Origin of the sequence: Ruegeria sp. R13_0 (assembly GCF_017743995.1) — a bacterium.
Lineage (GTDB): Bacteria > Pseudomonadota > Alphaproteobacteria > Rhodobacterales > Rhodobacteraceae > Ruegeria.
The window spans coordinates 247,047-270,718 of record NZ_JAGHRB010000004.1 but is presented as its reverse complement, the minus strand read 5'-3'; the positions used below and the strand labels follow the sequence as shown (position 1 = coordinate 270,718).

The window sequence follows — 23,672 nt, the reverse complement described above, 5'->3', positions numbered from 1 at the left end:
GAATTCAGGCGTCCTTTTTCACGCGCAGGGCTTTGATCAGAATGGGCAGAGCGGCCAATACGCACAAGCCTATGATCGGACCGATAACAAAAGGTTCCCAAAGCAGCGAAACATCAGGCGTCTCCCCGCGATCAAAGACACCGCCTAGGCCGACGCCGATCCAGGTGTAGACAATCCCGCCCGGAATGATGCCCAGCGCCGTCGTGAACAGGAAGTTGCGGAACTTCACGCCCACCAGTGCCGGGACCAGATTGGCCACAAAGAACGGAACCACGGGCACAAGACGCAGCAGGAACAGGACCGAAATCTCATTCTCGCGCAGGCCGTCCTTGAGTTTCTTGATGGTCCCTTCCGAGGATTCGAGCCGCGCCGTCAGCGACTCACCCAAGCCCCAACGCGCGGCCAGAAAGATAGCGGATGCGCCGATGGTTGCCGCGAACACGTTGAACGCGGTGCCTGCGAACAGGCCGAACAGGAAACCACCTGTCATCGAGGCGACGGCGGCCCCGGGCAGGGAAAACGCCACGATCACGATATAGATGCCAACAAAAGCTGCGGCCATAGCCCAGTAATACTCATCCCGCCAGGCCAACAGGGCCTCGCGATTGTCGCGCAGGGTTTCGAAACTCAGGTAGTCCCCAAGGGTGAAGAACCCCACCGCGGCAACGGTCAGTATCACAAGCAATGGAATATGCCGCGCAAACCCGCTGCGCGGTGCTTGGGTCGTTTCGCTCATCTGGCTGTCCGGCTTTGGTTGTTTCATTCTGACCCTAACATGCGCTTCCCTGTGGTCCTGCAACAGGCCCCTCACGCGGCCTTGAACTCTACGTTAGGGAATGTGAGGGTTCGGGGCGCAATAAACCGGATTCTGAAATCTTTTGACCGGCCAGGTTACAGAATTGTTGCAAAAGGCGCGAAAACCCGTGCCTTGGGGTTTGACTTACCCCCCGCTTGGCAGTAGAGGACGGGCTTCGAACACTCGGGCCAGGCGAATCCGCGCCGCACCCACCGCTATAGATTGGAGACGGAGCGATGAAACGCACCTATCAGCCTTCGAACCTGGTTCGCAAACGCCGCCACGGTTTCCGCGCGCGCATGGCCACCAAAGCCGGCCGCAAAATCCTGAACGCGCGCCGTGCACGCGGCCGCAAATCGCTGAGCGCGTAAACCGCCTCACCGATCAGGTTATGAACATGACGCCGCCGGAGGCCCCTGAGGATGGTATCAACCAACCGAGGGTCAAGCCCCCGGCGGCGTCCGTTTGCGCGCCCAAACCTCTGAGCGTTCTCAAGAATCGCTCCGACTTTCTGAAAGCGGCAAGGGCGCGTCGACAAGGCACATCCTCGATGATGGTGCAGGCGCGCAAGCGTGCCCCGGATGAGGGCGCAGGCATTCGCGTCGGGTTCACCTGTTCCAAGAAGGTCGGCAATGCGGTGGCCCGCAACCGGGCCAGGCGCCGTTTGCGCGAAGCCGCCCGCGCAGTCCTACCCACACAGGGGCATGAGGGCTGGGACTATGTCCTGATCGGCCGCGCCGAGGTCACCGCCGGGCGGGCGTTTGACGCCATGCTCGACGATCTGCACTATGCGCTGCGCAAAATCCACGCCCCTCGCAAATGACCCTGCTGGCGCGCATATTCGCCTTGCCCGTGCGCGCTTACCGGTTGGTATTCAGCCCCTGGGTCGGATTCAATTGTCGCTACCAGCCGACGTGTTCGGCCTATGCGCTGGAAGCGCTAGAGAAACACGGCGCGATCAAGGGCGCGTGGCTGGCCGCCCGTAGAATCGGGCGCTGCCACCCATTGGGCGGCACAGGGTATGACCCGGTGCCGGAGAAATCCAAAGACGACTAGACCAGCGCCAGATTCCCTCGGTCCGTGAAGCTTCGGGTCGGGATGACTTCACGATCCAACTTACCAAGCAGAGTGTGATGCAAATCCTCGTAGAACCGGGGCGAGTCGAAATACCAGCTGTGGCTGGCGGATGGCCCATCCGGGAAATCTGTGCGGTTGTCATTGAAGAACTTGCCGCAATACAGGTTGACTGCCTTTTCAGGATGGTCCGAGGGCATACCCACCCGCCCCAACCGGCGCGAAACGCCCACGCGCTTGACCTCAGAGATCGAAAGAACCTCATCAAACGGGCTGTAGTAGCAGGTCAGCCTCGTACACCGCCGCATCAGGGATGAGGTCTTGGCGCTACCCTCGCGGAAAGACTTGGCCGAAACATCCGCCGCGACAAAGGCGATCTGGCTTGTGGTCCAGCTGTGTTGGGCGATCTCATGGTCGTCGTCGGCATAGTCCATGGCCTCGCGCACCAGAAACGTCCCCATGGAATGCGCCAGAACGTGAACATTATGGGGGCAATCCGGGGTCTGCATTTTGGACAGGCGTCTGATCCCGTCATTGAACAACTTATCCGCCGAACGCCGGGCATCGGCCCTGTCCGAGCTATAGCCCAAGACCGACCCGTCGCTTGGCCAGTCAAAGCTGACGATCACACCTTTGAAACCATGGGCCTCAAGCCCTTTGCGGATCTTGCGGTGCCGCTCCAGCATCTCGAACTGCTCGGTGTTGAAGCCATGCACGAAAAAGACGATGTGGCCCTTCTCATGATCCGTCGCCCCGGCGGCATGCTGTACCTTGTCCAGCCAGTCAGAGATTCGGATTTCATGTTTACGTGCTGGTGTCTTTACGTTGGACGGTATTGCCAGATAGCGCGCCTTGCCCAGTTTGTTGGAATAGGTATTGCCGCTGCGTCCGCGAACGGTAAAGAAATAGTCCATATTAAACTCCGTCGGTAAATCCGCAGAGCATAGCACAGGCGGCGCTTTCCCCCAAAAACTGGCCCGGGTTCACGACACCTTGCCCGCGCGCATCCTGCGCTGTAATCACGGCCCATGTTTGATGAAGCCGACGATATCCATCCGCTGTTTGCTGGCGCGCCCTCGACGACCGAGTTCAAGAAGCTGCGCAAACGCATCGTGCGCCAGACCCGTGAGGCGATCGAGCAGTACGGGATGATCGACCCGTCTGCTCATGACAAGGACGGCAAGCCGCCACGCTGGCTGGTCTGCCTGTCGGGCGGCAAGGACAGCTACACCCTGCTTGCTGTTCTCCATGAGCTGAAATGGCGCGGGTTGCTGCCAGTCGAATTGCTGGCCTGCAATCTGGATCAGGGGCAACCCGGGTTTCCCGCCACCGTCCTGCCCGAGTTTCTGGAGCGGATGGGCGTTCCTCACCGGATTGAGTATCAGGACACCTATTCCGTTGTGATGGACAAGGTCCCGCAAGGCCGGACCTATTGCGCCCTGTGTTCGCGCCTGCGCCGGGGCAACCTGTATCGCATCGCGCGGGAAGAGGGTTGCTCGGCCGTGGTGCTGGGTCATCACCGCGATGACATTCTGGAAACCTTCTTCATGAACCTGTTCCACGGCGGGCGTCTGGCAACAATGCCCCCCAAACTGGTTAATGAGGAAGGCGACCTGTTTGTCTTTCGCCCGCTGGCCCATGTGGCCGAGGCCGATTGCGAGAAATTCGCCAAAGCGATGAATTACCCGATCATTCCCTGCGATCTTTGCGGCAGTCAGGACGGTTTGCAGCGCCAGCAGGTCAAACAGATTCTCGATCAGTGGGAAAAGAACAGCCCCGGCCGCCGTCAGGTCATGTTCCGCGCGCTGACCAACGCCCGCCCCTCCCATTTGCTGGACCCGAAATTGTTCGACTTTTCAGGGCTTTCCCTGGGTTTCAGCAAAAAAGGCGAAAATTCTGCTGAAATTCCGCAGTTGCGTTAACGTCTGACTCAGACTGGTTTCCTACCGTTCACCTTGAGCGTTTTATGCCCAAGGCCCGGAATAGACATGCGGAACCTTCCTGAATTTGACCGTTTTCTTCGTCCTGTGACCTCTGCCCTCAGTGGTCCATCTGCGCTGGCCTTTCTGCCAGCGCTCAGCCTTGGCGCATTTTGGCTGGGCGGCGAACGCGCGCTTGTCAGTGTGGCGCTTGGGGTGCCGTTGATGTTCGCGGTGGCAGGGATTGTGAACAGTCAGTCAAAAGCGCGCGCAGGGCAGGCAATCGGTGGTGTGCTGCCGAGTGATCAGTTCAATCTGGCCCTGTCAGAAAAGCTTGAGATCGCGCAAAGGCAAGAAGCTGGCACAGCCTGCATCGCCATTGCAATCGACGGCTTTTCCGAGGTTGTGGATATTCACGGCCAGGCCGCCGCCGATCACATCCACCAGCAGTTCTGTAGCCGCGTTCTGTCGATGATCCGCGACGATGACATTGCGATGTTGGTCGGGGATGACGGCCTGATGATCGGCTTGCATCCGTCGCAGCAACTGGATCTCGAGGCCTGCATTCAGATGTCCGGGCGCATCCAGTCTGCAGTAGAAGAGCCGATCATGCTCAATGGAATCGGCCTCTACCTGACCTGTTCGATTGGGTTCAGCATGAACAAAACAATTGCTGACGATACGGTCGCAGACTGGAAAGCCGCCAGCACCGATGCGCTGACCGAGGCGCAACGCAGTGGGCCTTCGACGATTCGGGCCTATTCCTCTGAAACCCGGCGCAGGTCACTGGTCCGCAGCAATCTGCGCAAGGAGTTCGAGGCGGCACTGGATCATGGCGATATCCGCCCGTGGTTCCAACCACAGGTGTCCACAGATACTGGCCGCGTCACGGGTTTTGAGGCGCTGGCCCGCTGGGAACATCCGCAAAAAGGCGTGCTAAGCCCACAAGTGTTCCTGCCCTTTGCCGAGCAAGCCGACCTGATGGAGCGTCTGGGTCAGGCCATCCGGCACCACGCCTTCACCGCCATGCGGGCGTGGGACAAGGCGGGCGTTATTGTGCCGCGTATGGGCGTCAACTTCTCCTCGGATGAGCTGCGCGCACCGGGCTTGATCGACCGCCTCAAATGGGAGCTTGATCAATTCGACCTGACCCCCGACCGGCTGACCGTCGAAGTGTTAGAGACCGTCTTTTCCCGCCGTCCCGACGACGTGATCACCCGTAATGTCACGGGCCTTGCGGCTTTGGGGTGCTGTATCGATCTGGATGATTTCGGCACCGGGCATGCCTCGATCGCGTCGATCAAGCGGTTCAATGTCACGCGGATCAAAATCGACCGCTCATTCGTTGCCAAGTCCGATCAGGACCCCAGTCAGCAACAGATGGCCAGCGCCATCCTGACCATGGCCGAACGCTTGAATCTCGAGACGCTGGCGGAAGGAGTCGAAACACCGGGGGAACATGCCGTGATGGCCCAACTTGGATGTGATCACGTGCAGGGCTTTGGTATCGGCAAGCCAATGCCGTTCGAAAAGACGCTGGACTGGATGGCCGCGCATAACGGCAAGATGAACGGGGTTCCGAAAATCGGACGCCAAACCCGCTGAATTCCGTGAAAGAGTGCCCCGGAATGCCACGGCGCGACGAATTTGCAGCCGATTCCGCTTGACCTTTGGGCCTGCACTCTGTTGAACCCTGCGGGTGTCTTTCACTGCTCAAGGTGGCTGTCCCAGATGGACGATCAGAACAAGAATCTCATCCTTGCAACCGCGCTCAGCTTTCTCGTGATCCTGGTCTGGTTCGTGTTGTTCCCTCCGCCGGAACCCACGCCCGGAACGGAACAGACCGAGATTGCAGCAACCGAAGGGTCCGAGATTCAAACGCCCAGCGCAAGCGGCACCGGAACGGTCGGCGAGGCAACCGCGACCGCGGAAGAAGCCCAGCCCGAAGAACAAGCGCCGCGCGTTTCGATTGATACGCCCCGTCTAAAAGGCAGCCTGTCGCTGTCGGGCGGCCGCATTGATGAGCTGTTCCTGAAGGACTACAAAGTCTCGCTTGAGGAAGACGCACCGATCGTCGAACTCCTGGCCCCTGTCGGGTCGGACTCGGCCTATTACGCCCTCTATGGTTGGGCCCCCGGATCCGGCGTGAGCGGCACGGACGTACCCGGCCCCAACACCCTTTGGACCCTTGAGCAGGGCGAGACATTGGGCGTGGACACCCCCATCACACTAGCGTGGGACAACGGCAACGGCCTGACCTTCCGCCGCACAGTCTCGGTGGACGAAAACTACATGTTCTCGGTGACCCAATCGGTCGAAAACGCCACTGGCGCCGAAGTCAGCATGGCCCCTTATGGCATTCTGGCCCGCCATGGCATCGGCGAAGGCGGCGATCTGCCGGGGCTCAAGAACTTCTTCATCCTGCATGAAGGCGTGATTGGCATGGCCGACGGAACCTTGACCGAGGTCGACTATGGAGATGTCCGCGACTTCGACATCGACCCGAACGAACGCGCTCAGGCCGAAGTCTATCAGGTCAAAGAGGACGGCTGGATCGGGTTCACCGATCACTACTGGATGACCACGCTGATCCCCGAGCCCGGATCGGCCTTCAAAGCAGCCGCAAAATACGACTCGCGCCGTAAAATCTATCAGACCGAAACCGTACTTCCGACCCTGACCGTGGCTCCGGGTGCAACGGAAGAGGTCAGCACCCGCCTGTTCGCGGGTGCGAAGGAATGGGAAGCCATTCGGGAATACCAATCCGAGGGCGTTCAGAAATTCATCGACAGCATCGACTGGGGTTGGTTCTTCTTCCTGACGAAACCGATCTTCTGGCTGCTGCACAACATCAACCTTCTGATCGGCAACATGGGGTGGTCCATCATCGGCCTGACGCTGATCATCAAGGCGATCCTGTTCCCGCTGGCGTTCAAATCCTACGTCTCGATGGCGAAGATGAAGGAGCTTCAGCCGCAGATGGAGGCCCTGAAAGAAGCCGCAGGCGACGACCGCCAGAAGATGCAGCAGGGCATGATGGAGCTGTACAAGAAGGAAAAGGTAAATCCCGCCGCAGGCTGTTTGCCGATCCTGATGCAAATCCCGATATTCTTCTCGCTGTACAAGGTGATTTTCGTCACCATCGAGCTGCGTCAGGCCCCGTGGTTTGGTCCGTTCCAGGACCTCAGCGCGCCGGACCCGACCTCGATCTACAACTTGTTTGGCTTGTTGCCCTGGGCCGCACCCGCGCCCGAAAGCTTCCTTGCGCTGATCTTTATCGGGATCCTGCCCCTGCTGCTGGGTATCTCGATGTGGCTGCAGCAAAAGCTGAACCCGGCACCAACCGATCCGACGCAGGCGATGATCTTTGCCTGGATGCCGTGGGTCTTCATGTTCATGCTGGGCGGGTTTGCCAGCGGTCTGGTGGTTTACTGGATTGCCAACAACACCATCACCTTCACCCAGCAATATCTGATCATGCGCAGCCAAGGCTATACGCCGGACGTGTTCGGCAACATCAAGTCCGGCTTCAAGAAAACGCCAAAGACGGACGGCAAATGAGCGGGCAGGTCTCAGCCATCTGGCGGCACCCGATCAAGAGCCATGGGCGCGAAGCCCTGACCGAGATCACTCTACTCCCCGGGCAAACCATGCCCGGGGATCGTGTTTGGGCCGTCGCGCATGAGGCTGCCAAAACCGACGGCTCGGAATGGGCACCTTGCACCAATTTCAGCCGCGGCGCGAAGGCGCCCAAGCTGATGGCGATCTCGGCCGAATCCCACGGCGACCGCGTGACCCTGCGCCACCCTGATCGTCCGGATCTGAGTTTTGCACCCGATACCCAGCAGGACGTGTTTTTGGAGTGGGTCAAACCACTGATGCCTGCGGATCGCGCCGCCTCCGCACGGATCGTGCGTGTGCCCGGTCGGGGCATGACCGACAGTGATTTCCCCTCGATCAGCCTGTGCAACATGGCCAGCCACCGCGCGGTCGAACAGAAGCTGGGCCAGGAGTTGTCGCCGATACGCTGGCGCGGCAATATCTGGTTCAATGGCCTGCCCCTGTGGGAGGAGTTCGACTGGCTTGGGCGTGACGTTCAGATTGGACGGGCCGTGTTCCACGTCCGCGAACGGATAACGCGCTGTCTGGCAACCACCGCCAACCCTGACACGGGCGAGCGGGATGCAGATACCCTTGGTGCCCTGAACAGTTGGGGCCATCAGGATTTCGGTGTTTATGCCGAGGTGATCCGAGGCGGTGAGATCCGCATCGACGATAAGGTTCAACTGCTATGACTGCCCTGCCCTTCCCTCTGGCCGAAGATCCTGACGCGTTCGCGCTGGAGCGTGGGCGCAAGCTGTTTGCAGGTGAATCCGAGTTCGTCAAAGGCGTCGTCGCAATGAACGGCCTGCCCGCCCCCGACCGGCTTGAGGTCTGTTTTGCCGGACGCTCGAACGTGGGCAAGTCCAGCCTGATCAACGCGCTGACCGGCACCAAGGGTCTGGCGCGCGCCTCAAACACACCCGGCCGCACGCAAGAGATCAACTTTTTCACCCAAGGGCCTGAGCTGTATCTGGTAGACCTGCCCGGCTATGGCTACGCCAATGCTCCAGTCAAGGTGGTTGAGAAATGGCAGCGACTGCTGAAACAGTATCTCAGCGGGCGGCAAACCCTGCGTCGGGCCTTTGTTCTGATCGACTCGCGCCACGGGGTGAAACCCGTGGATGACGAAATCATGAAGCTGCTGGACACCAGCGCCGTGACCTTTCAATGCGTCATGACCAAGGCCGACAAAGTGAAGGCCAACGACCGCGAGAAAGTGCTGAACCAAGTTCGTACAGCCCTGTCCAAACACCCCGCCGCCTACCCTGAGATCGTTCTGACATCCTCGGAAAAAGGGGATGGGGTGCCAACACTCCGCTCGATCATCGCCCATCTGGAATGACCCTGATCCTGCGCGTCTTTGGTGTCCTGACCCTGCTTGCACTGCTCACGACCAGTGCAATTCCGCAGGGCTGGATGCCGGCGCAGGGCAATGACGGCAAGATCCTACTGGTGCTTTGCACCGGCGAGGGGACGGTCGAGCAATGGGTCGATCTGGACCCGGACAACCCAATCCATGACGAGCACGACACGCGCTCCATGTGCCCTTTTGCGGGGCTCACTGCGGATGCCAATTTGCCCGGGTTTGAGTTGATCATTCCGGCAGATTTCCAGATGCAGCCGCGTTGGGATCAATCCGATTTTACCCATCGCAGTGCGGGGTTTTACGCCCGCTATGATGCGCGGGGACCACCCCGCTTCTCCTGAAACAGCGAAACCTTGTTTTGACCCTGCGCGTACCAACGCGCGAGGGCTGTCTGTAAATGGAGATTTCAAATGGCAATGGATAGCCAAACTTCGGGCACAGCCCCGATGCAGAATACAGCTGCGCAAAAATTCTACTTCGCCGCGTGGCGGTGGCACTTCTACGCCGGGATTTTCGTAATCCCGTTTCTGATCATCCTCGCCGTCACCGGTTTGATGATGATGTTTATCACTCAGTTTGACGGGCGCGATGGTGAGAAGATCGCCGTCACGGTCGAAGGCAAAGCCCTGCCCGTCTCGCAACAGGCCGAAGTCGCTTTGGCCGAGGTTCCCGGGCAGGTCGTCGAATGGATCGGCCCCAAGGCCGAGGATCTGGCCACCGTCTTCCGCATCAAAACCGATGAAGGCCAACGCTTGGTCGCGGTTGACCCCTACGCAGGTCAGGTTCTGGAAATCTGGGATCGCCGCGCCGGATGGTATGATCTGGCGGACAATATCCACTCGACCCTTCTGATCGGTACCACTGGGGACCGCATCCTTGAAATCGCGGCAGGATTGAGCCTCGTTCTGGTGTTCACCGGTCTCTATCTATGGTGGCCGCGCAGCAATGCGATGGCGGCATTTGTGCCCAACCTCAAGGCGCGAGGGCGCGCGTTGTGGAAGTCCCTGCACGCAGTGGTCGGCTTCTGGATGTCGCTCTTGCTGGTCGTCTTCCTTGTCTCAGGTCTGTCTTGGGCCGGGGTCTGGGGCGGTATGATCGTTCAACCCTGGAGCAGCTTCCCAGCCGAGAAGTGGGACAACGTACCCTTGTCGGATGAAACCCACGCCAGCATGAACCACGGTCATCAGAACGACGTCCCCTGGGCGCTAGAGCAAACACCCATGCCTGCCTCTGGCTCTGGCGCGGGCATTGAGGGCGTGCCAGAAGGGACTGTGATCGATATCGACGCCCTGGTCGCTTTGGGGACGGCATTAGAGATGAGCGGACGATTCCGAGTGGCCTATCCGGGCGGCGAGGATGGCGTCTGGACACTCAACCGCGACAGCATGAGCAGCGACTCGACCGATCCGGTGAACGACCGAACTGTCCATGTCGACCAGTACACCGGCAAAATCCTGGCCGATGTCCGGTATGAGGACTATTCGCTGATGGGCAAATCCATGGCAGTCGGAATCCCATTCCATATGGGGTTGATGGGCACGTGGAACTTCATTCTCAACGTGGTGTTCTGCCTGTCGGTCATCTTCGTCTGCGACTCAGGCGTGGTGATGTGGGTCAAGCGCCGCCCACAAAAGGCGCGTCGTCTGGCGGCGCCTCCGATGCCGGCGGAACTCCCAATGTGGAAAGGGGCGGTCCTGATCGGGCTGTTCACAGCTATGGCGTTCCCGCTGGTAGGGCTGACGTTGCTGGTTGTACTGGCCTTCGACTTGCTGATCCTAAGCAATATTCCCGCGATGAAACGCGCGATGAGCTGATCTGAACAGGGGCCGCGCCAACCCGGCGCGACCCCCATAGCCGCATTTGCGGCGGTATGGTCTTGGCAGCCCGGTCCAAACGCCCTAACAGGGTGGATCAGAGGACTGACAGCCATGAAGACACGAGACATGAACCGGGATTGGATCGCCACCGCCGCAACCCTGAACAGCGCGTTGCCCTATTTGCAGCGCTACGATGGCGCGATTGTCGTCATCAAACTGGGCGGCCATGCCATGGGCAGCGACGAGGCGATGGACAGCTTTGCCCGCGACGTCGTGCTGATGCGGCAGGTCGGTGTGAACCCAGTGATTGTGCATGGCGGTGGACCGATGATCAACGCGATGCTCAAACAGCTGGACATCCAGTCCGAGTTTGTGGGCGGCAAGCGCGTCACCGACAAAGCGACGGTCGAAGTGGTCGAGATGGTCCTCTCCGGCCTTGTGAACAAGCGGATCGTGCAGGCGATCAACCGTCAGGGCGGTACCGCTGTGGGCCTGTCAGGCAAGGACGCCAATCTGATGACCTGCGAACAGACCGATCCTTCACTGGGCTTTGTGGGGTCTCCGTCGAAGATGGACCCCAAGGTCCTGCACGACCTGTTCTCGCATGACGTCATCCCGGTCATCGCACCGCTTGGCGCGGGCACCGAGGGAGAGACCTTCAACATCAATGGCGACACGGCCGCCGGTGCCATCGCATCCGCGCTCAAGGCCGACCGGTTGCTGCTGCTGACGGACGTGTCGGGCGTCAAGAACGCCGCCGGAGAGGTGGTGACCGAGCTGAAGGCCGGTCAGATCCGTGAAATGACTCTGGAAGGGACGATTGCCGGTGGTATGATCCCCAAGACCGAAACCGCGCTGGATGCGCTGCATAGTGGAGTGCGCGCGGTGGTTATTCTGGACGGACGCGCGCCCAACGCGGTCCTGCTGGAGCTGTTCACCGAACACGGTGCCGGATCGCTGATACGCCCCGACTAGTGCCAAATCGGAGGAGATATGACCCAACAGCCCGCCTCCTCTCGCCACAGTTATGATCGTGTCGAACACGCAGCTCAGCGGGTTGGGCTGATTGTCATGGGCGCGCTGCACCCGCGTCAGGTTCAAGCGAAACAACTGGATGGCGGAACGCTGATCCTACTGGGCGCAGGGCCCGAGTTCTGGCCCCAGTTGAAAGCCGCGCCGGAATGGCAGGGCAAGGACCCGGTCGATCGCTGGTCCCTCCGTGTGGTTGGGCAATTGGCACAGGACTTGGGTGCCGAGGCACATTTCCCCTTTGGCGGCCCTCCCTACGCGCCGTTCATCGACTGGGCGTTGAAATCAGGGCGGACCTTCAGCAGCCCGGTGGGCGCGCTGGTACATGACCAGATGGGCATGATGATCTCGCTCCGCGGCGCGCTTCATTTCGCCGACGAATTCCCAATACCCCTGGCAACCGCCCCTTCGCCATGCACCTCATGCGCAGCGCCTTGCACACAAACCTGCCCTGTGGGGGCGCTGAATGATCAGAGCTTCTACAATGTCGAGGCCTGCCACGCTCACCTAGCCACGCCCGAGGGGCAGGTCTGCATGACCGGAGGATGCCTCGCGCGCCTCTCCTGCCCGGTCAGCGCCCGCGCAGGCCGAGACCCGGACCAATCCGCACATCATATGAGGGCCTTTCATCCGTCATGATACACACCCTGATCCTGACCCGCCATGCCAAGTCCAGCTGGGATGAACCCAACCTTAGCGATCATGAGAGGCCACTGAACAAACGCGGGCGCGCCTCAGCCCCAGCGATTGGGTCTTGGCTCAAGAAAAATGGTTGGGTCCCGGATGAGCTTCTGAGCTCGAACTCGGTCCGCACGCGCGAGACCTGGGACCACATGGGCCTGCATGCTGAAAACGCCTACTACGCCTATGACCTCTATCTGGCGGGGCCAGATGCGATGCTGGCAGAGTTGAAGACGGCAACGGGCCGAACCGTGATGATGCTAGGTCACAACCCCGGGATCGCCCAATTCGCAGCTCAGCTTGTCGAAACCGCGCCTGAGCACGCTCGGTTCCATGACTACCCGACCTGCGCCACAACGGTGATCCAGTTTGAGATCGACAAGTGGTCCGACATCCAGAAGCAAAGCGGCAAGGTCTTGGGCTTCGCGATCCCGCGCGAGCTTCTGAAATGAAAAAAGGCGGGGCAAAACCCCGCCTTTTCCTTTGATGTAATCTCGATCAGTGTCCGAGGATCTGGCTGAGGAACAGCTTGGTGCGTTCGCTCTTGGGGTTGTTGAAGAACTCTTCCGGTTCGTTCTGTTCCACGATCTGCCCGGCATCCATAAAGATCACGCGGTTGGCGACCTGACGGGCAAAGCCCATCTCGTGGGTCACACAGAGCATGGTCATGCCTTCTTCGGCCAGTTCGATCATGGTGTCGAGCACCTCTTTGATCATCTCGGGATCCAGCGCTGAGGTCGGTTCATCGAACAGCATGATCCGCGGCATCATGCAAAGCGAACGGGCAATCGCCACACGCTGCTGCTGACCACCGGACAGCTGCCCGGGATACTTCAGCGCCTGATCTGGGATCTTCACCTTCTCAAGGAAATGCATCGCGCGCTCTTCGGCCTCTTTCTTGGGCGTCTTGCGCACCCAGATCGGGGCCAGCGTGCAGTTCTCCAGAATGGTCAGATGCGGGAACAGGTTGAAGTGCTGAAACACCATACCAACCTCGGACCGGATCTTGTCGATGTTTTTCAGGTCATTCGACAGTTCAATCCCATCCACCACGATCTTGCCCTGCTGGTGTTCTTCCAGCGCATTCAGGCAGCGGATCAAGGTGGATTTGCCCGAGCCCGACGGGCCCGCGATAACAATCCGTTCGCCTTGGTTGACGGTCAGATTGATGTCGCGCAGCACGTGAAACGAGCCGTACCACTTGTTCATTCCGTTGATGTCGATGGCGACCTCGTCGCTCACCTGCATCTTCGAGCGGTCAATTTCGCGGTCAATTGCAAGTTCAGACATGTGTTGAACTCCTTAGTGATGATCGGTGGCAAGGCGACGCTCGAGCCACTGAGAATATTGAGAGATGCCGTAGCAGACGACGAAGAACAGAAGCGCGGCAAAGCCCAGAAGCTCCCAATAGACGCCGTTCCATTCGGTTGACGCCAGGATGGGGCCTCGGATCATGCCCACCAGATCGAACATCGAAATGACCGAAACCAATGTGGTGTCCTTGAACAGGCCAACAGCCACGTTCACGATACCAGGGATCGAGATCTTCAGAGCCTGCGGCAGGATGATCAGACGCATCGCCTGAGGGTAATCCAGACCAAGGCTGTCTGCTGCTTCGTACTGTCCACGTGGAAGCGCTGCCAGACCGCCGCGGATCACCTCGGCGATATAGGCGGCTGAGAACATGGTGATCATGATCACAACGCGCAGGAACAGATCGACCGTGCTGTCAGGCGGGAAGAAGTAGGCCAGCATCACCGAAGCCACAAACAGCAGCGTGATCAGAGGCACGCCACGGATGAATTCGATGAAGATGACGCTCACCCACTTGATCAGCGGCATGTCGGACTGGCGGCCCAGCGCCAGGGCAATGCCCAGCGGAACCGACAGCGACACACAGGTGACGCCCAGCATCATATTCAGCATGAAGCCACCCAGATCACGGCTGGGAACAGCGGACAGCCACGCGTTCTCTGACGCCCCTTCCGGGATCAGCGCTCCGCCAACATTCCAAACGACCAGCGCAACGATGATTGCCCCGAAGAAGCCGGCAGCAAAGCTGTTCTTGCCGAACTTCTGGAACACGGCACCGCCCGCGACGCAACCCACGAGGGCCACAAGCGGAACCAGAATGGTGCCGCCCCAGATCAGCCAGAACGCAATGAAAGGGTAAAGCGCTGTGAAGATCAGCAACTTGCGCGGCAAGTCGAAGAACAGCACCGGCGCAAAGGCCACCAGCATCAGCACAAAGGCCAGGTTGGGGCGCCAGTAAGCGTCAACCGGGTATTTGAAGCCGTAGATCAGCTGAGGCCAGCGTTCGGTCAGAACCGCGAAACACGCGCCTGTCTTGCCACCTAGAATCTCACGGCACTCGGCCAGCGAGTTCGCATTCCACACCCCGTTCAGAATCCACGGCAGAGTATTCTTCAGAAGGATGTAGATCAGGATCAGCGACAGAACCGTCAGGATGGTGTTGGCAACGCCCGAGAACAGGTTCTCGCGCAGCCATTTGACCACGCCCGTCTCATTCGCCGGAGGCGGTGAGGGAGGGATGGTGCCGTCGGCCACGAAGGCGATCGGATTGGTTGTTTGATCGGCCATGGCTCAGCGCTCCTTCAACTTGACGGATGCGTTGTAGACGTTCATCACCATCGAGATCACCAGCGAGGCGGTGAGGTAGAACAGCATCAGCAGCAGAACACATTCGATCGCACGACCGGTCTGGTTCAGGGTGATACCGCCCAGCGTCGCGGTGATATCCGCGTAGCCAACGGCAATCGCCAGAGACGAGTTTTTGGTGATGTTGAGGTACTGCGAAATCAGCGGCGGAATAATCACCCGCAGCGCTTGCGGCAGGATGACCAGATTCATGATCCGACCCTGACGCAAACCCAACGCGGCCGCAGCCTCGGTCTGACCTTTCGAGATCGCCTGAATACCGGCCCGCACGTTTTCCGCGATGAAGGCCCCGGTGTAGATCGACAACGCGAACCACAAAGCGATCAGCGGACCACCGACCTTGATACCTCCGCTGAAGTTAAAGCCCTTCAGCGCGGGAATGTCCCAGGTCAGGCCCATCAGAACCATCAGCAACGCAAACGGCACCAGCCAGACGCCCAGTTTCACCAGCAGCGTTCTGGGGCGTTCACCGGTCTCTTCCTGCTTCTTGGTCGCCCGCTTTTCGATCTCGCGCGAGGCGAACCATGATCCGACCAGACCGGCAATCACCAACAGCCAGTTCAGAATGGTTGCACTGAACAGACCATGTGCGAATTCCGGACGGGGGATATAGACCCCACGGTTGGTGAAAGCGAAGGCGTCAAACAGCATGCTCGACGTCGGGTTATCACCGCGGAACGCCCGCGGACCCGGCAGAACAGCCGTCATGATCGTGAAGATGATGATGATCCAGATCAGAACCGGAATGTTGCGGAAGATCTCGACATAGACCGCCATCAACTTTGAGACGAGCCAGTTGTTCGAGAGCCGCAGAACCCCGGCGATCACACCGAATATCGTTGCGGTGATACAGGCCAGAAACGCCACAAGCAGCGTGTTCAAAAGCCCCACAACCGCGGCCCGCCCATGCGAGGACTGGCTGTCATATTCGATCAGACGCTGGTTGATGTCGTACCCGGCGGAATCGCCGAGGAATGTGTAGGATATGTTCAGGCCGGCGGCCCGAAGGTTCTGGATCAGGTTGTTGCCCAGATACCAAATGGATAGCGCAATAGCGATAGCCGCGATCACCTGAAAGGTCAGCGATCTGTAGCGGGTATCGTTTATGAGCATCGACAGCCGAAAATCAGCTTTCGGCGGGTCAGTCATAGTCGACATATTTTGGAATCCCCGTAGCTAGCGGACTTTGTTTTTTTGGCGAGGTTGTCCCCGCTCTGCGTCCGTTCGCGTAAGTATTAGTGAAAAAGGGCGCAGGATGTCCTGCGCCCTTTTCCGTGGATGTCTTAGCGGAAAGGCGGCGAGTACAGCAGGCCGCCTTCGGTCCACTGAGCGTTCAGGCCGCGTGCCAGACCGATCGGAGTTTCTTCACCGATGTTCTTGGCAAACACTTCACCATAGTTGCCGTCCGCCTTGATGGCGCGCATGGCCCACTGTGCGTCCAGACCCAGCATCTCGCCCAGGGTACCTTCGGTGCCCAGCAGACGGTTGACTTCCGGGTTGTCGGTGCCAGCTGCCAGCTCGTCGATGTTCGCCGAGGTCACGCCCAGCTCTTCAGCCGAAACCAGTGCGTTCAAGGTCCAGCGGACAACATCGCCCCACTCGTGATCGCCGTGACGGACCAGCGGACCCAGCGGCTCTTTCGAGATGATTTCGGGCAGGAGGACGTGGTCACCGGGGTTTTCGAACGTGGCGCGGGTTGCGGCCAGGCCCGAAGCGTCGGTGGTGTAAACGTCACATGCGCCAGCCAGGTACTGCTGCTGCGCTTCGGCGTTGGTTTCGATCGGAACCGGCTCGTAGCTGATGTTGTTTGCACGGAAGAAATCGGCCAAGTTCAGCTCGGTGGTGGTGCCGGTCTGGATGCAGACAGTTGCGCCGTCCAGTTCCTTGGCCGAGCTTACGCCCAGTGCCTTGGGAACCATGAAGCCCTGACCGTCATAGTAGTTTATGCCGGTGAATTCGAACTTCAGGTCGACGTCACGGCTGAAGGTCCATGTGGTGTTACGGGCCAGCATGTCGATCTCGCCCGAGGCCAGAGCGGTGAAGCGCGTCTTGCCGGTGGTCGGAACGAATTCAACTGCGTTTGCGTCACCCAGTACAGCGGCGGCAACGGCACGGCACAGCGATACGTCGAAGCCTTTCCATTCGCCATTCGCGTCAGGTGCAGCAAAGCCAACCAGACCGGTGGTCACACCACAGTTCAGAGTGCCGCGCGCCTTGACGTCGTCTACAGTTCCCGCCGCGGCTGCACCTGCGGCCAGACCGGCCACTGTTGCCGCGCCCAAGATTACGGATTTTTTCATTTTTACCTCTTCCTGATTTTCCGCCCCGGTAAGGGCGGCTCTGCCCGGCATAGTGGATGCCGGAAAGGTTACCCCAAAGGTGTCTCCCCTTTAGTGGGCTTGAGTTTGGTCGCATTCATAAACAAACGTCAAGGGTCGGATCAGGGAAAACGATGGGTCACCGCCTCTGGATTAGGCAGATGCGTAAAAAAACCAACGTTGGAAGGATCAAACAGAGAGATCGAAGAAGGTCTTGGCGTGCAAAAACGCGGCTTTCTTTGTTTCCGCCACGGCGTGGGCCTCGTCATCATGGCCCCATTGTTCGATCTGCCAGGCCTCATCAAGTCGCGAAATGCGCCATATCTCGTCCGGTTCGCGCCAGTCCTGCGCTGCGGCAAACCCGAGAATCAACGACCCGGACAAGCTGACCAGATCGTGGAAGGCCGCCAGTTGAAACGCATCCAGCGCATGGACCTGCTGACGCAACTGCGCCAACGCCTCAGCCGATTGAGGCTGGTGCAGGACGCCCGCCACGGGAATCAGTCGGGCCTGCAGGGTCTCGGCGGCCCAGTCCAACGCGGGATCCCAGTCTGCGGCCTGACGCTCTTGCAGTTCCTGAGGATGGGTGGCGCGATAGCACAGCAGATCGGAGTCACCGTAGTCCGCCAACATATCCGCCACTTCGCTGTGCTGGATGCGCACCTTGTCGATCGCCGCATTGGCTGATCGGGTAAAGGGCATGGTGGTCGGGTCGACCTCTTTGTCTTGCGCATCCCATTCGGCAGCGACAGCTTCGGCCATCGCTTCGGTCGGCAGAATCAACGCGGCCTTGGCTGGCGTTTTGACCCGGCGGCCATCGAGTTCGACCGTATAGCCGTCCTCGGCCTCGACCGCGGTGCTGTTTGTCCAAAAGCGTTTCGGTTTCCAGTCGCTCATGTCTTCACTTCCAAAGAGTTGCCAGCGTATCCGGCAGCTGGTCGAATGTTTCAATCACACAAGAGGCCGCACTAAGCGCAGCCGTGTCATGGTACCCCCACGACACCCCGATCCCGGTCACGCCTGCAGCGGCGGCCATGTCCATGTCAAAGCTGGTATCCCCGATCATGACCGCATGCGCGGCCTCAACGCCGGTTTCCGCCAGCGCAGTCTGAACCATCGAGGGATGAGGTTTTGAGGGGTGATGATCCGCCACCTGCCGGGTGACGAAATAGCGCTCCAACCCATGCGCTTCGATCAGCGCATCCAGACCGCGTTGCGATTTGCCTGTGGCGACGCCCAGAAGAATCTCGGGCACCGCATGCAGGGCTTCAATCGCATCGCGCGCGCCGGGATAAAGGGGGGAACTCGCCGCGCCGAGATCCAGCCGGTGCGCGTGATAGGCCTGCTTGTACCCGTCAACCAATTGCGCCTGAACCGTCGTAGACTGCTGTGGCACAAGCTGTGCAATGGCCAAAGGCAAAGACAGGCCGACAATCGACAGGATGGCTTCGCGGCTTGGCACCTCGACCGAGGCGGCCTGAAAACTGGCCGTCATCGAATGGACGATGCTGCCCTGACTGTCGACCAGCGTGCCATCGACATCGAACAGGACCAAACGCAGAGGTGCGCTCATTGCAGCTCCTCGAAGGGGTCGTCGGCGGCAAGGTCTTCGGTCCAGCCAAATGTATCCCAGCTGTGCTTCATATGTTCGGGCAGAGGGGCCTCGACCGTGATCGGCTTGCGGGTCATCGGGTGCTGGAAAGACAAACGGCGTGCGTGCAGGTGCAGTTTCTTGCTGATTATCCCGCCCAGTTGCGCGCCCCAACCATCGCCAAGGTTTTCCTGGCCCGAGCCACCATATTTGCCGTCGCCTATGATCGGATGCCCGATCGCGGCCATATGCGCGCGCAGCTGATGGGTGCGGCCCGTAATCGGCTCCATCGCAACCCAAGCGGCGCGGCCCGCGACACGGTAGAGCGTCGCGTAATGGGTATGTGCCCGCTTCGCCCCCGGGGTGCTGTCGATGTCGCCCATATGGACGGGGATCATCTTTTCGCCCTCGCCCTGTTTGCCATGGCCCGAGGCCTTGACCAGACCGGTCTTGATCTCGCCCAGATAAGGCGTCGGTACACCGGCGACCAGCGCCCAATAGATCTTGCGTGTGTCGCGGTGGCGGAAGGCAGCCGTCAGCCCCTTCGCAGCCTCTCGCGTGCGAGCCAGAAGCAAAACGCCCGAGGTGTCCTTATCCAGCCGATGGACCAGCCGCGGGTTCTCATCATAGCCAAAGCGCAAAGCCTCTGACAGGCTGTCTACGTGGCGGGTCTGGCCGCTGCCGCCCTGCACCGGCAGGCCGTGCGGCTTGTTCAGCGCCAAGACGTGATCGTCGCGATAGATCACGCAGGACTGGATCATTTTCGCATCCGCCTCGGACACGCTGCGCTTTACCTCAGCCGGTTTGTGATCGGCATCCGGCAGAGGGGGCACGCGGACGACCTGCCCGACCTCCAGCCGGGTCGAGGCCTTGGCGCGGCTGCCATCTACGCGCAGCTCACCCTTGCGGCACATCTTTTCGATCCGCCCTTGGCTGACATGCGGAAACAGGCGGCGTAGCCAGCGATCCACACGCTGGTCTCCGTCACCTTCTGCGACCGTAATCATCTGCACGCCACTCATGCCATCGCCCCTTGTCCCGCACGGCCGATCCGCCCGGAGTATCCTGTTACCAACATCCTAGAAAACATGCGCGTCTGTGGCCTGCAACGGGTCGAGAGTCAAGCAATCGTAGGTGTTTCAGATATTCAAGAAATCTCCATGTCGCCCGGCCCCGTCTCGGAACCGCCCTGCGCCTGCGGTCCCCTCGCGCCGGATCGCCTCCAGACCGTTGGCCCATTCAACCTTTAGCCCGTCGCGCACTGACATCCCGCGCGTTTCGATGATCGAGCGTCGGTCGGCCCGCACAGCCTCCTGCGGGAAACGGGCGATGTCGCAGGCTATGGCCTCGGCAGCGGCCCGCGCTTCTCCGTGCGGCACGACTTTCTCTGCCAACCCGATCCGATGGCACTCCTTAGCCGCGACCTTGCGCCCGGTCAGAGCGATCTCAAGCGCTTTGCCCTGCCCAACCAAGCGCGGCAAGCGAACTGTGCCGCCGTCCATCAGAGTAATTCCCCAGCGGCGACAAAAAACCCCAAGGTAGGCCGTCTCAGCCATCACCCGTATGTCGCACCACAAGGCCAACTCCATCCCGCCGGCGACGGCTGCACCGTCGATTGCTCCGATGACTGGCTTTGACAATTCCAGCCGAGATGGCCCCATTGGCCCGAGCGTCGAGGTGGCGGATCCAATAGGAAAGCTGTGTTTCTCGCAATAGGCCTCACCCAATTCAGGGTCAGACAGACTGGCGGCGAGCTTCAAGTCCCACCCGGCGCAGAAATTGCCCCCCTTCCCCCAGAAAACGGCAACCTTTGCAGGGCCGTGTTCGAACTCGAGAAACGCATCCACCAGAGCCTTTGCATGATCCGGATCAACAGCGTTCCGCGCCTCGGGCCGGTCATGGATGATGGTCCAAACGTTTTCGGTTTTGTCTATGGAAACGGGCATGACATGTCCTCCCTCATGGTCATTGACCCAGGGGAAGCCGGACGGGCACCTCCTGTCGCCTGTGACGCCACGGCAGCGTGAAATTGACCCTGCGTTACCCGCTGTTGCGCTGCGTGCGCAGCTTGCCGAAATAGTCCAGCCGCTTCTTCAACTCTCGCTCGAACCCACGTTCGACCGGTTGATACAGCACAGGTCGCTTCATCGTCTCGGGGAAGTAGTTCTGACCCGAGAACCCATCTTCTGCATCGTGGTCATAGGCGTAACCGTCGCCGTAGCCCTGATCCTTCATCAACGAGGTGGGCGCGTTCAGGATGTGCTTGGGCGGCGGCTCACTGCCAGATTGCTTCGCCAGGCGCATCGCGGCCTTGTAGCCCACATAGGCCCCGTTCGATTTCGGGGCCAGCGCCAGATAGACCAGTGCCTGCGCCAGCGCCAGCTCTCCCTCGGGGGAGCCGAGCCGTTCATAGGTCTCCCACGATTGCAGACAGATCGCCTGCGCCTGAGGGTCGGCCAGACCGATATCCTCAACTGCCATGCGCGTAATGCGACGGGCCAGATAGCGTGGGTCCTCGCCCCCGGTCAGCATCCGCGCAAACCAATAGAGCGCTGCGTCCGGGTCGGACCCGCGCACCGATTTGTGTAGGGCCGAGATCAGGTTGTAATGCTCATCGCCGGATTTGTCGTATTTCGTCGCGCGGCGCATCAGCCGCGTCGACAGCGCATCCGGGTCCAGCGGTGCATCAACCTTCCATGCGGCAACCTGTTCGATGAGGTTCAGCAAAGCCCGCCCGTCGCCATCTGCCATCTCGTGCAGTGAATCGCGCGCCGCAGGTGTCAGGGGGAGCGCTTTGCCCAGTTCTTTCTCGGCCCGCTGGGTCAGACGTTCCAGATCGGCAAGGCTCAGGCGCTCCAGCACCAGAACCTGCGACCGGCTCAGAACCGCGGCGTTCAACTCAAACGACGGGTTTTCGGTCGTCGCCCCGACCAGCAGGATGGTCCCGTCTTCCATATGGGGTAGAAACCCGTCCTGCTGGGCCTTGTTGAAGCGGTGGATCTCATCCACGAACAGCAACGTCCCCTGTCCGTTCTGACGCCGGATTTTCGCGGCCTCGAATACCTTTTTCAGGTCCGGCACACCGGTAAAGATCGCGCTGATCTGAACGAAATGCAGATCGGTTTCCTGTGCCAGCAACCGCGCGATGGTCGTTTTGCCAACGCCCGGAGGCCCCCAGAAAATCAGGCTGGACAGGCTGCCCGAGGCCAACATGACCCCCAAAGGCGCGTCGGGGCCCAGAACCTGTTCTTGCCCGATCACCTCGGCCAGCGTTTGCGGGCGCAGGCGGTCTGCCAAAGGGCGGTGCGGGTTCGCGGCAGGCTCGGCCGCTCTGGTGTCGAACAGATCGCTCATACGCTACAGCCGGAATCGCAGGGACAGGCTGCGGCCGCCACGCTGGATCACCATGTTAAGCCTGCGCCCAGGATCGGTCAGTGCGCGCACCACGTCGTTGGGACGCGCGATGTCTGCGCCATTGATCGCCTCCAGAACGTCGCCTGCACGCAAACCCGCGCGGGCGCCATATGGGCCGGGGTCCACAACAACGACGCCGGATTGGGACAGTTTCAGCCCCAGATCAATGATCACCGCCGGGTTGACGCCCGAGACGGTCAGTTCGGGCAGTACGGTGCGTTCATCCAAGGTCGTCTTTTCGGCATCCGGCGTATTGGGCGCACGGATCAGCGCCACTTCTACGTCGTCGCTTTCCTCACCGCGCAGCCGAGTCAGCACCGATGTGCCTCCGACCCCCGCCACGGACATGCGGAATTTCATCTCAGCCGGAGAGTTCACCTCATCCCCGTCCACATGGGTAACCACATCGCCAACCCGCAATCCGGCCTCGGCCAGAGGGCTCAGGTCGTGCAAATCCGAGATCACCACGCCCATAGGGATCACCAAACCCAAAGACTCGGCAATGTCGGCGCTCATGTGCTGGCCGCTCATTCCCGCCCAGGGGCTGACAAACGTGTCATTGCCCTCTTGCGCCTGCCGCAAGAACTCGGCCACCAGATTGGCGGGGATGGCAAAGCCGATCCCGTTTGAACCACCGGACCGCGTCAGGATCGAGGTGTTGATCCCGATCAGATCGCCGTTGACGTCAATCAAGGCCCCGCCCGAGTTGCCCGGGTTGATCGCCGCATCGGTCTGAAGAAAATAGCCGCGCGCATTCCCGGTCGCCGTGCCTGTGCGCGCCAATCCCGAGACAATGCCCGAGGACACCGTCTGCCCGATCCCGAACGGGTTACCAATCGCCAAGGTCAACTCGCCCACCTCAACATGATCCGAATCGCGCATGTTCAGGAAGGGCAGGTCCTGAGCCTCTTCCAGCCGCAGGATCGCGATATCGCTTTCCTCATGGCCCAACACCACCTCGGCGGTGAATTCGCGCCGGTCGGTTGTGACTACGCGAATTTCAGTGGCCGAGCCGACCACGTGGTAATTCGACACCACATAGCCATCCTCGGACAGGATCACGCCGGACCCGAGCGAGTTCTGGACCCGCTGCTGAGGCTCTCCAAATCCGCGCCCAAAGAAATCCTGAAAGAACGGGTCCGAGAATAACGGCCGTGACCGCCCCTGCCGCACGATCTTGGCATAGATGTTTACAACTGCAGGCGCGGCCTCTTTCACCACGGGGGCAAAGCCAAGCGAGATTTCGGCCTGGGATTGAGGGACGCGCGTCTCGGCATGAGCGACCGATGCCATGGCGACCGAAACAGCGATGAAAATCCAGCGACGCATGAGGAACCTCAATCCAGTAAAGCCCTCTGGATATGCGCCGAGCGGATCGTCAATGC

Annotated in this window: 25 protein-coding genes; 13 read left to right on the top strand and 12 right to left on the bottom strand. The window is 60.2% G+C overall.

From position 1 onward, the window contains the following. Positions 1-4 precede the first annotated feature (4 nt). The gene (locus J7394_RS07445; protein WP_209251988.1) at positions 5-736 is read right to left on the bottom strand and encodes a TVP38/TMEM64 family protein; all 732 of its coding nucleotides are present in this window, start codon (positions 734-736) and stop codon (positions 5-7) included. A 296-nt stretch (positions 737-1,032) separates the two neighbouring features. On the opposite strand from J7394_RS07445, the gene rpmH reads away from it, so the two are divergent. The 3 genes from rpmH to yidD are packed head-to-tail and all read left to right on the top strand — an operon-like array spanning position 1,033 to position 1,852. Then, positions 1,033-1,167 carry a 50S ribosomal protein L34 gene (rpmH, locus tag J7394_RS07440; RefSeq protein WP_005980833.1) on the top strand — a complete coding sequence of 45 codons (135 nt, stop codon included), beginning with the start codon at positions 1,033-1,035 and terminating at the stop codon, positions 1,165-1,167. A gap of 26 nt (positions 1,168-1,193) precedes the next feature. Continuing rightward, positions 1,194-1,619 carry a ribonuclease P protein component gene (rnpA, locus tag J7394_RS07435; RefSeq protein WP_209251987.1) on the top strand — a complete coding sequence of 142 codons (426 nt, stop codon included), beginning with the start codon at positions 1,194-1,196 and terminating at the stop codon, positions 1,617-1,619. Beyond that, complete coding sequence (yidD, locus tag J7394_RS07430; protein WP_209251986.1) at positions 1,616-1,852, top strand: membrane protein insertion efficiency factor YidD; 237 nt, start codon at positions 1,616-1,618, stop codon at positions 1,850-1,852. Before rnpA ends, yidD begins: the two co-directional genes overlap by 4 nt. On the opposite strand, the gene J7394_RS07425 is transcribed toward yidD, so the two are convergent. Continuing rightward, entirely contained in the window at positions 1,849-2,784 is a 936-nt protein-coding gene (locus tag J7394_RS07425; protein WP_209251985.1) for an alpha/beta fold hydrolase, read from the bottom strand. The two genes, yidD and J7394_RS07425, sit on opposite strands and share 4 nt — an antisense overlap. Before the next feature lie 114 nt (positions 2,785-2,898). On the opposite strand from J7394_RS07425, the gene ttcA reads away from it, so the two are divergent. From ttcA to J7394_RS07375, 10 genes are all read left to right on the top strand, one after another. After that, positions 2,899-3,792 (top strand): tRNA 2-thiocytidine(32) synthetase TtcA, encoded by an 894-nt coding sequence (ttcA, locus tag J7394_RS07420; protein ID WP_209251983.1) that lies wholly within the window; start codon positions 2,899-2,901, stop codon positions 3,790-3,792. Between the two features lie 66 nt (positions 3,793-3,858). Further along, complete coding sequence (locus J7394_RS07415; RefSeq protein ID WP_209251981.1) at positions 3,859-5,394, top strand: bifunctional diguanylate cyclase/phosphodiesterase; 1,536 nt, start codon at positions 3,859-3,861, stop codon at positions 5,392-5,394. Between the two features lie 126 nt (positions 5,395-5,520). Next, positions 5,521-7,350: a membrane protein insertase YidC gene (gene yidC / locus J7394_RS07410; RefSeq protein ID WP_209251979.1), complete on the top strand. Its 1,830-nt coding sequence runs from the start codon at positions 5,521-5,523 to the stop codon at positions 7,348-7,350. Continuing rightward, positions 7,347-8,084, top strand: coding sequence for an MOSC domain-containing protein (locus J7394_RS07405; protein WP_209251977.1), 738 nt, complete (start codon positions 7,347-7,349; stop codon positions 8,082-8,084). The genes yidC and J7394_RS07405 overlap by 4 nt, the downstream gene beginning before the upstream one ends. Next, the gene (gene yihA, locus J7394_RS07400; protein WP_170482335.1) at positions 8,081-8,734 is read left to right on the top strand and encodes a ribosome biogenesis GTP-binding protein YihA/YsxC; all 654 of its coding nucleotides are present in this window, start codon (positions 8,081-8,083) and stop codon (positions 8,732-8,734) included. The genes J7394_RS07405 and yihA overlap by 4 nt, the downstream gene beginning before the upstream one ends. Beyond that, positions 8,731-9,099: a DUF2946 domain-containing protein gene (locus tag J7394_RS07395; RefSeq protein WP_247748102.1), complete on the top strand. Its 369-nt coding sequence runs from the start codon at positions 8,731-8,733 to the stop codon at positions 9,097-9,099. The genes yihA and J7394_RS07395 overlap by 4 nt, the downstream gene beginning before the upstream one ends. A gap of 69 nt (positions 9,100-9,168) precedes the next feature. Beyond that, positions 9,169-10,572 carry a PepSY domain-containing protein gene (locus tag J7394_RS07390; RefSeq protein ID WP_209251976.1) on the top strand — a complete coding sequence of 468 codons (1,404 nt, stop codon included), beginning with the start codon at positions 9,169-9,171 and terminating at the stop codon, positions 10,570-10,572. A gap of 114 nt (positions 10,573-10,686) precedes the next feature. Further along, positions 10,687-11,550 (top strand): acetylglutamate kinase, encoded by an 864-nt coding sequence (gene argB, locus J7394_RS07385; protein ID WP_209251975.1) that lies wholly within the window; start codon positions 10,687-10,689, stop codon positions 11,548-11,550. 18 nt (positions 11,551-11,568) lie between these two features. Next, complete coding sequence (locus tag J7394_RS07380; RefSeq protein ID WP_209251974.1) at positions 11,569-12,243, top strand: ferredoxin; 675 nt, start codon at positions 11,569-11,571, stop codon at positions 12,241-12,243. Beyond that, complete coding sequence (locus J7394_RS07375) at positions 12,240-12,737, top strand: histidine phosphatase family protein (protein WP_209251973.1); 498 nt, start codon at positions 12,240-12,242, stop codon at positions 12,735-12,737. The genes J7394_RS07380 and J7394_RS07375 overlap by 4 nt, the downstream gene beginning before the upstream one ends. A gap of 46 nt (positions 12,738-12,783) precedes the next feature. Here J7394_RS07375 and J7394_RS07370 read toward each other — a convergent pair whose 3' ends face one another. From J7394_RS07370 to J7394_RS07325, 10 genes are all read right to left on the bottom strand, one after another. Beyond that, positions 12,784-13,575: an amino acid ABC transporter ATP-binding protein gene (locus J7394_RS07370; protein WP_170375957.1), complete on the bottom strand. Its 792-nt coding sequence runs from the start codon at positions 13,573-13,575 to the stop codon at positions 12,784-12,786. 12 nt (positions 13,576-13,587) lie between these two features. Then, positions 13,588-14,886 carry an amino acid ABC transporter permease gene (locus J7394_RS07365; protein ID WP_209251972.1) on the bottom strand — a complete coding sequence of 433 codons (1,299 nt, stop codon included), beginning with the start codon at positions 14,884-14,886 and terminating at the stop codon, positions 13,588-13,590. A gap of 3 nt (positions 14,887-14,889) precedes the next feature. Continuing rightward, on the bottom strand, positions 14,890-16,122 hold the full coding sequence (locus J7394_RS07360) for an amino acid ABC transporter permease (RefSeq protein ID WP_170375961.1): 1,233 nt from the start codon (positions 16,120-16,122) through the stop codon (positions 14,890-14,892). Positions 16,123-16,247: 125 nt separating this feature from the next. Continuing rightward, complete coding sequence (locus J7394_RS07355; protein WP_209251970.1) at positions 16,248-17,264, bottom strand: amino acid ABC transporter substrate-binding protein; 1,017 nt, start codon at positions 17,262-17,264, stop codon at positions 16,248-16,250. Positions 17,265-17,471: 207 nt separating this feature from the next. Beyond that, positions 17,472-18,179 carry an ATP12 family chaperone protein gene (locus tag J7394_RS07350; protein WP_209251968.1) on the bottom strand — a complete coding sequence of 236 codons (708 nt, stop codon included), beginning with the start codon at positions 18,177-18,179 and terminating at the stop codon, positions 17,472-17,474. A gap of 4 nt (positions 18,180-18,183) precedes the next feature. Further along, positions 18,184-18,855, bottom strand: a complete 672-nt coding sequence (locus J7394_RS07345) for an HAD-IA family hydrolase (protein WP_209251966.1) — start codon at positions 18,853-18,855, stop codon at positions 18,184-18,186. Further along, complete coding sequence (locus J7394_RS07340) at positions 18,852-19,895, bottom strand: RluA family pseudouridine synthase (RefSeq protein WP_170459807.1); 1,044 nt, start codon at positions 19,893-19,895, stop codon at positions 18,852-18,854. The genes J7394_RS07345 and J7394_RS07340 overlap by 4 nt, the downstream gene beginning before the upstream one ends. 117 nt (positions 19,896-20,012) lie before the next feature. After that, positions 20,013-20,819, bottom strand: a complete 807-nt coding sequence (locus J7394_RS07335) for a crotonase/enoyl-CoA hydratase family protein (protein ID WP_209251964.1) — start codon at positions 20,817-20,819, stop codon at positions 20,013-20,015. A 94-nt stretch (positions 20,820-20,913) separates the two neighbouring features. Then, positions 20,914-22,227, bottom strand: a complete 1,314-nt coding sequence (locus J7394_RS07330; protein ID WP_209251962.1) for a replication-associated recombination protein A — start codon at positions 22,225-22,227, stop codon at positions 20,914-20,916. A gap of 3 nt (positions 22,228-22,230) precedes the next feature. Continuing rightward, the gene (locus tag J7394_RS07325) at positions 22,231-23,616 is read right to left on the bottom strand and encodes a trypsin-like peptidase domain-containing protein (RefSeq protein ID WP_209251960.1); all 1,386 of its coding nucleotides are present in this window, start codon (positions 23,614-23,616) and stop codon (positions 22,231-22,233) included. Positions 23,617-23,672 lie beyond the last annotated feature (56 nt).

Bases quoted from the DNA above. Each gene is read 5' to 3' on its own strand.
- J7394_RS07340 (WP_170459807.1), bottom strand. From the start codon at position 19,895: ATGAGTGGCGTGCAGATGATTACGGTCGCAGAAGGTGACGGAGACCAG.
- J7394_RS07425 (WP_209251985.1), bottom strand. From the start codon at position 2,784: ATGGACTATTTCTTTACCGTTCGCGGACGCAGCGGCAATACCTATTCC.
- argB (WP_209251975.1), top strand. From the start codon at position 10,687: ATGAAGACACGAGACATGAACCGGGATTGGATCGCCACCGCCGCAACC.
- J7394_RS07350 (WP_209251968.1), bottom strand. From the start codon at position 18,179: ATGAGCGACTGGAAACCGAAACGCTTTTGGACAAACAGCACCGCGGTC.
- J7394_RS07395 (WP_247748102.1), top strand. From the start codon at position 8,731: ATGACCCTGATCCTGCGCGTCTTTGGTGTCCTGACCCTGCTTGCACTG.
- J7394_RS07390 (WP_209251976.1), top strand. From the start codon at position 9,169: ATGGCAATGGATAGCCAAACTTCGGGCACAGCCCCGATGCAGAATACA.
- ttcA (WP_209251983.1), top strand. From the start codon at position 2,899: ATGTTTGATGAAGCCGACGATATCCATCCGCTGTTTGCTGGCGCGCCC.
- yidC (WP_209251979.1), top strand. From the start codon at position 5,521: ATGGACGATCAGAACAAGAATCTCATCCTTGCAACCGCGCTCAGCTTT.
- yidD (WP_209251986.1), top strand. From the start codon at position 1,616: ATGACCCTGCTGGCGCGCATATTCGCCTTGCCCGTGCGCGCTTACCGG.
- J7394_RS07405 (WP_209251977.1), top strand. From the start codon at position 7,347: ATGAGCGGGCAGGTCTCAGCCATCTGGCGGCACCCGATCAAGAGCCAT.
- J7394_RS07370 (WP_170375957.1), bottom strand. From the start codon at position 13,575: ATGTCTGAACTTGCAATTGACCGCGAAATTGACCGCTCGAAGATGCAG.
- J7394_RS07345 (WP_209251966.1), bottom strand. From the start codon at position 18,855: ATGAGCGCACCTCTGCGTTTGGTCCTGTTCGATGTCGATGGCACGCTG.
- J7394_RS07335 (WP_209251964.1), bottom strand. From the start codon at position 20,819: ATGCCCGTTTCCATAGACAAAACCGAAAACGTTTGGACCATCATCCAT.
- rnpA (WP_209251987.1), top strand. From the start codon at position 1,194: ATGACGCCGCCGGAGGCCCCTGAGGATGGTATCAACCAACCGAGGGTC.
- yihA (WP_170482335.1), top strand. From the start codon at position 8,081: ATGACTGCCCTGCCCTTCCCTCTGGCCGAAGATCCTGACGCGTTCGCG.
- J7394_RS07375 (WP_209251973.1), top strand. From the start codon at position 12,240: ATGATACACACCCTGATCCTGACCCGCCATGCCAAGTCCAGCTGGGAT.
- J7394_RS07330 (WP_209251962.1), bottom strand. From the start codon at position 22,227: ATGAGCGATCTGTTCGACACCAGAGCGGCCGAGCCTGCCGCGAACCCG.
- rpmH (WP_005980833.1), top strand. From the start codon at position 1,033: ATGAAACGCACCTATCAGCCTTCGAACCTGGTTCGCAAACGCCGCCAC.
- J7394_RS07445 (WP_209251988.1), bottom strand. From the start codon at position 736: ATGAGCGAAACGACCCAAGCACCGCGCAGCGGGTTTGCGCGGCATATT.
- J7394_RS07325 (WP_209251960.1), bottom strand. From the start codon at position 23,616: ATGCGTCGCTGGATTTTCATCGCTGTTTCGGTCGCCATGGCATCGGTC.
- J7394_RS07380 (WP_209251974.1), top strand. From the start codon at position 11,569: ATGACCCAACAGCCCGCCTCCTCTCGCCACAGTTATGATCGTGTCGAA.
- J7394_RS07355 (WP_209251970.1), bottom strand. From the start codon at position 17,264: ATGAAAAAATCCGTAATCTTGGGCGCGGCAACAGTGGCCGGTCTGGCC.
- J7394_RS07365 (WP_209251972.1), bottom strand. From the start codon at position 14,886: ATGGCCGATCAAACAACCAATCCGATCGCCTTCGTGGCCGACGGCACC.
- J7394_RS07415 (WP_209251981.1), top strand. From the start codon at position 3,859: ATGCGGAACCTTCCTGAATTTGACCGTTTTCTTCGTCCTGTGACCTCT.
- J7394_RS07360 (WP_170375961.1), bottom strand. From the start codon at position 16,122: ATGTCGACTATGACTGACCCGCCGAAAGCTGATTTTCGGCTGTCGATG.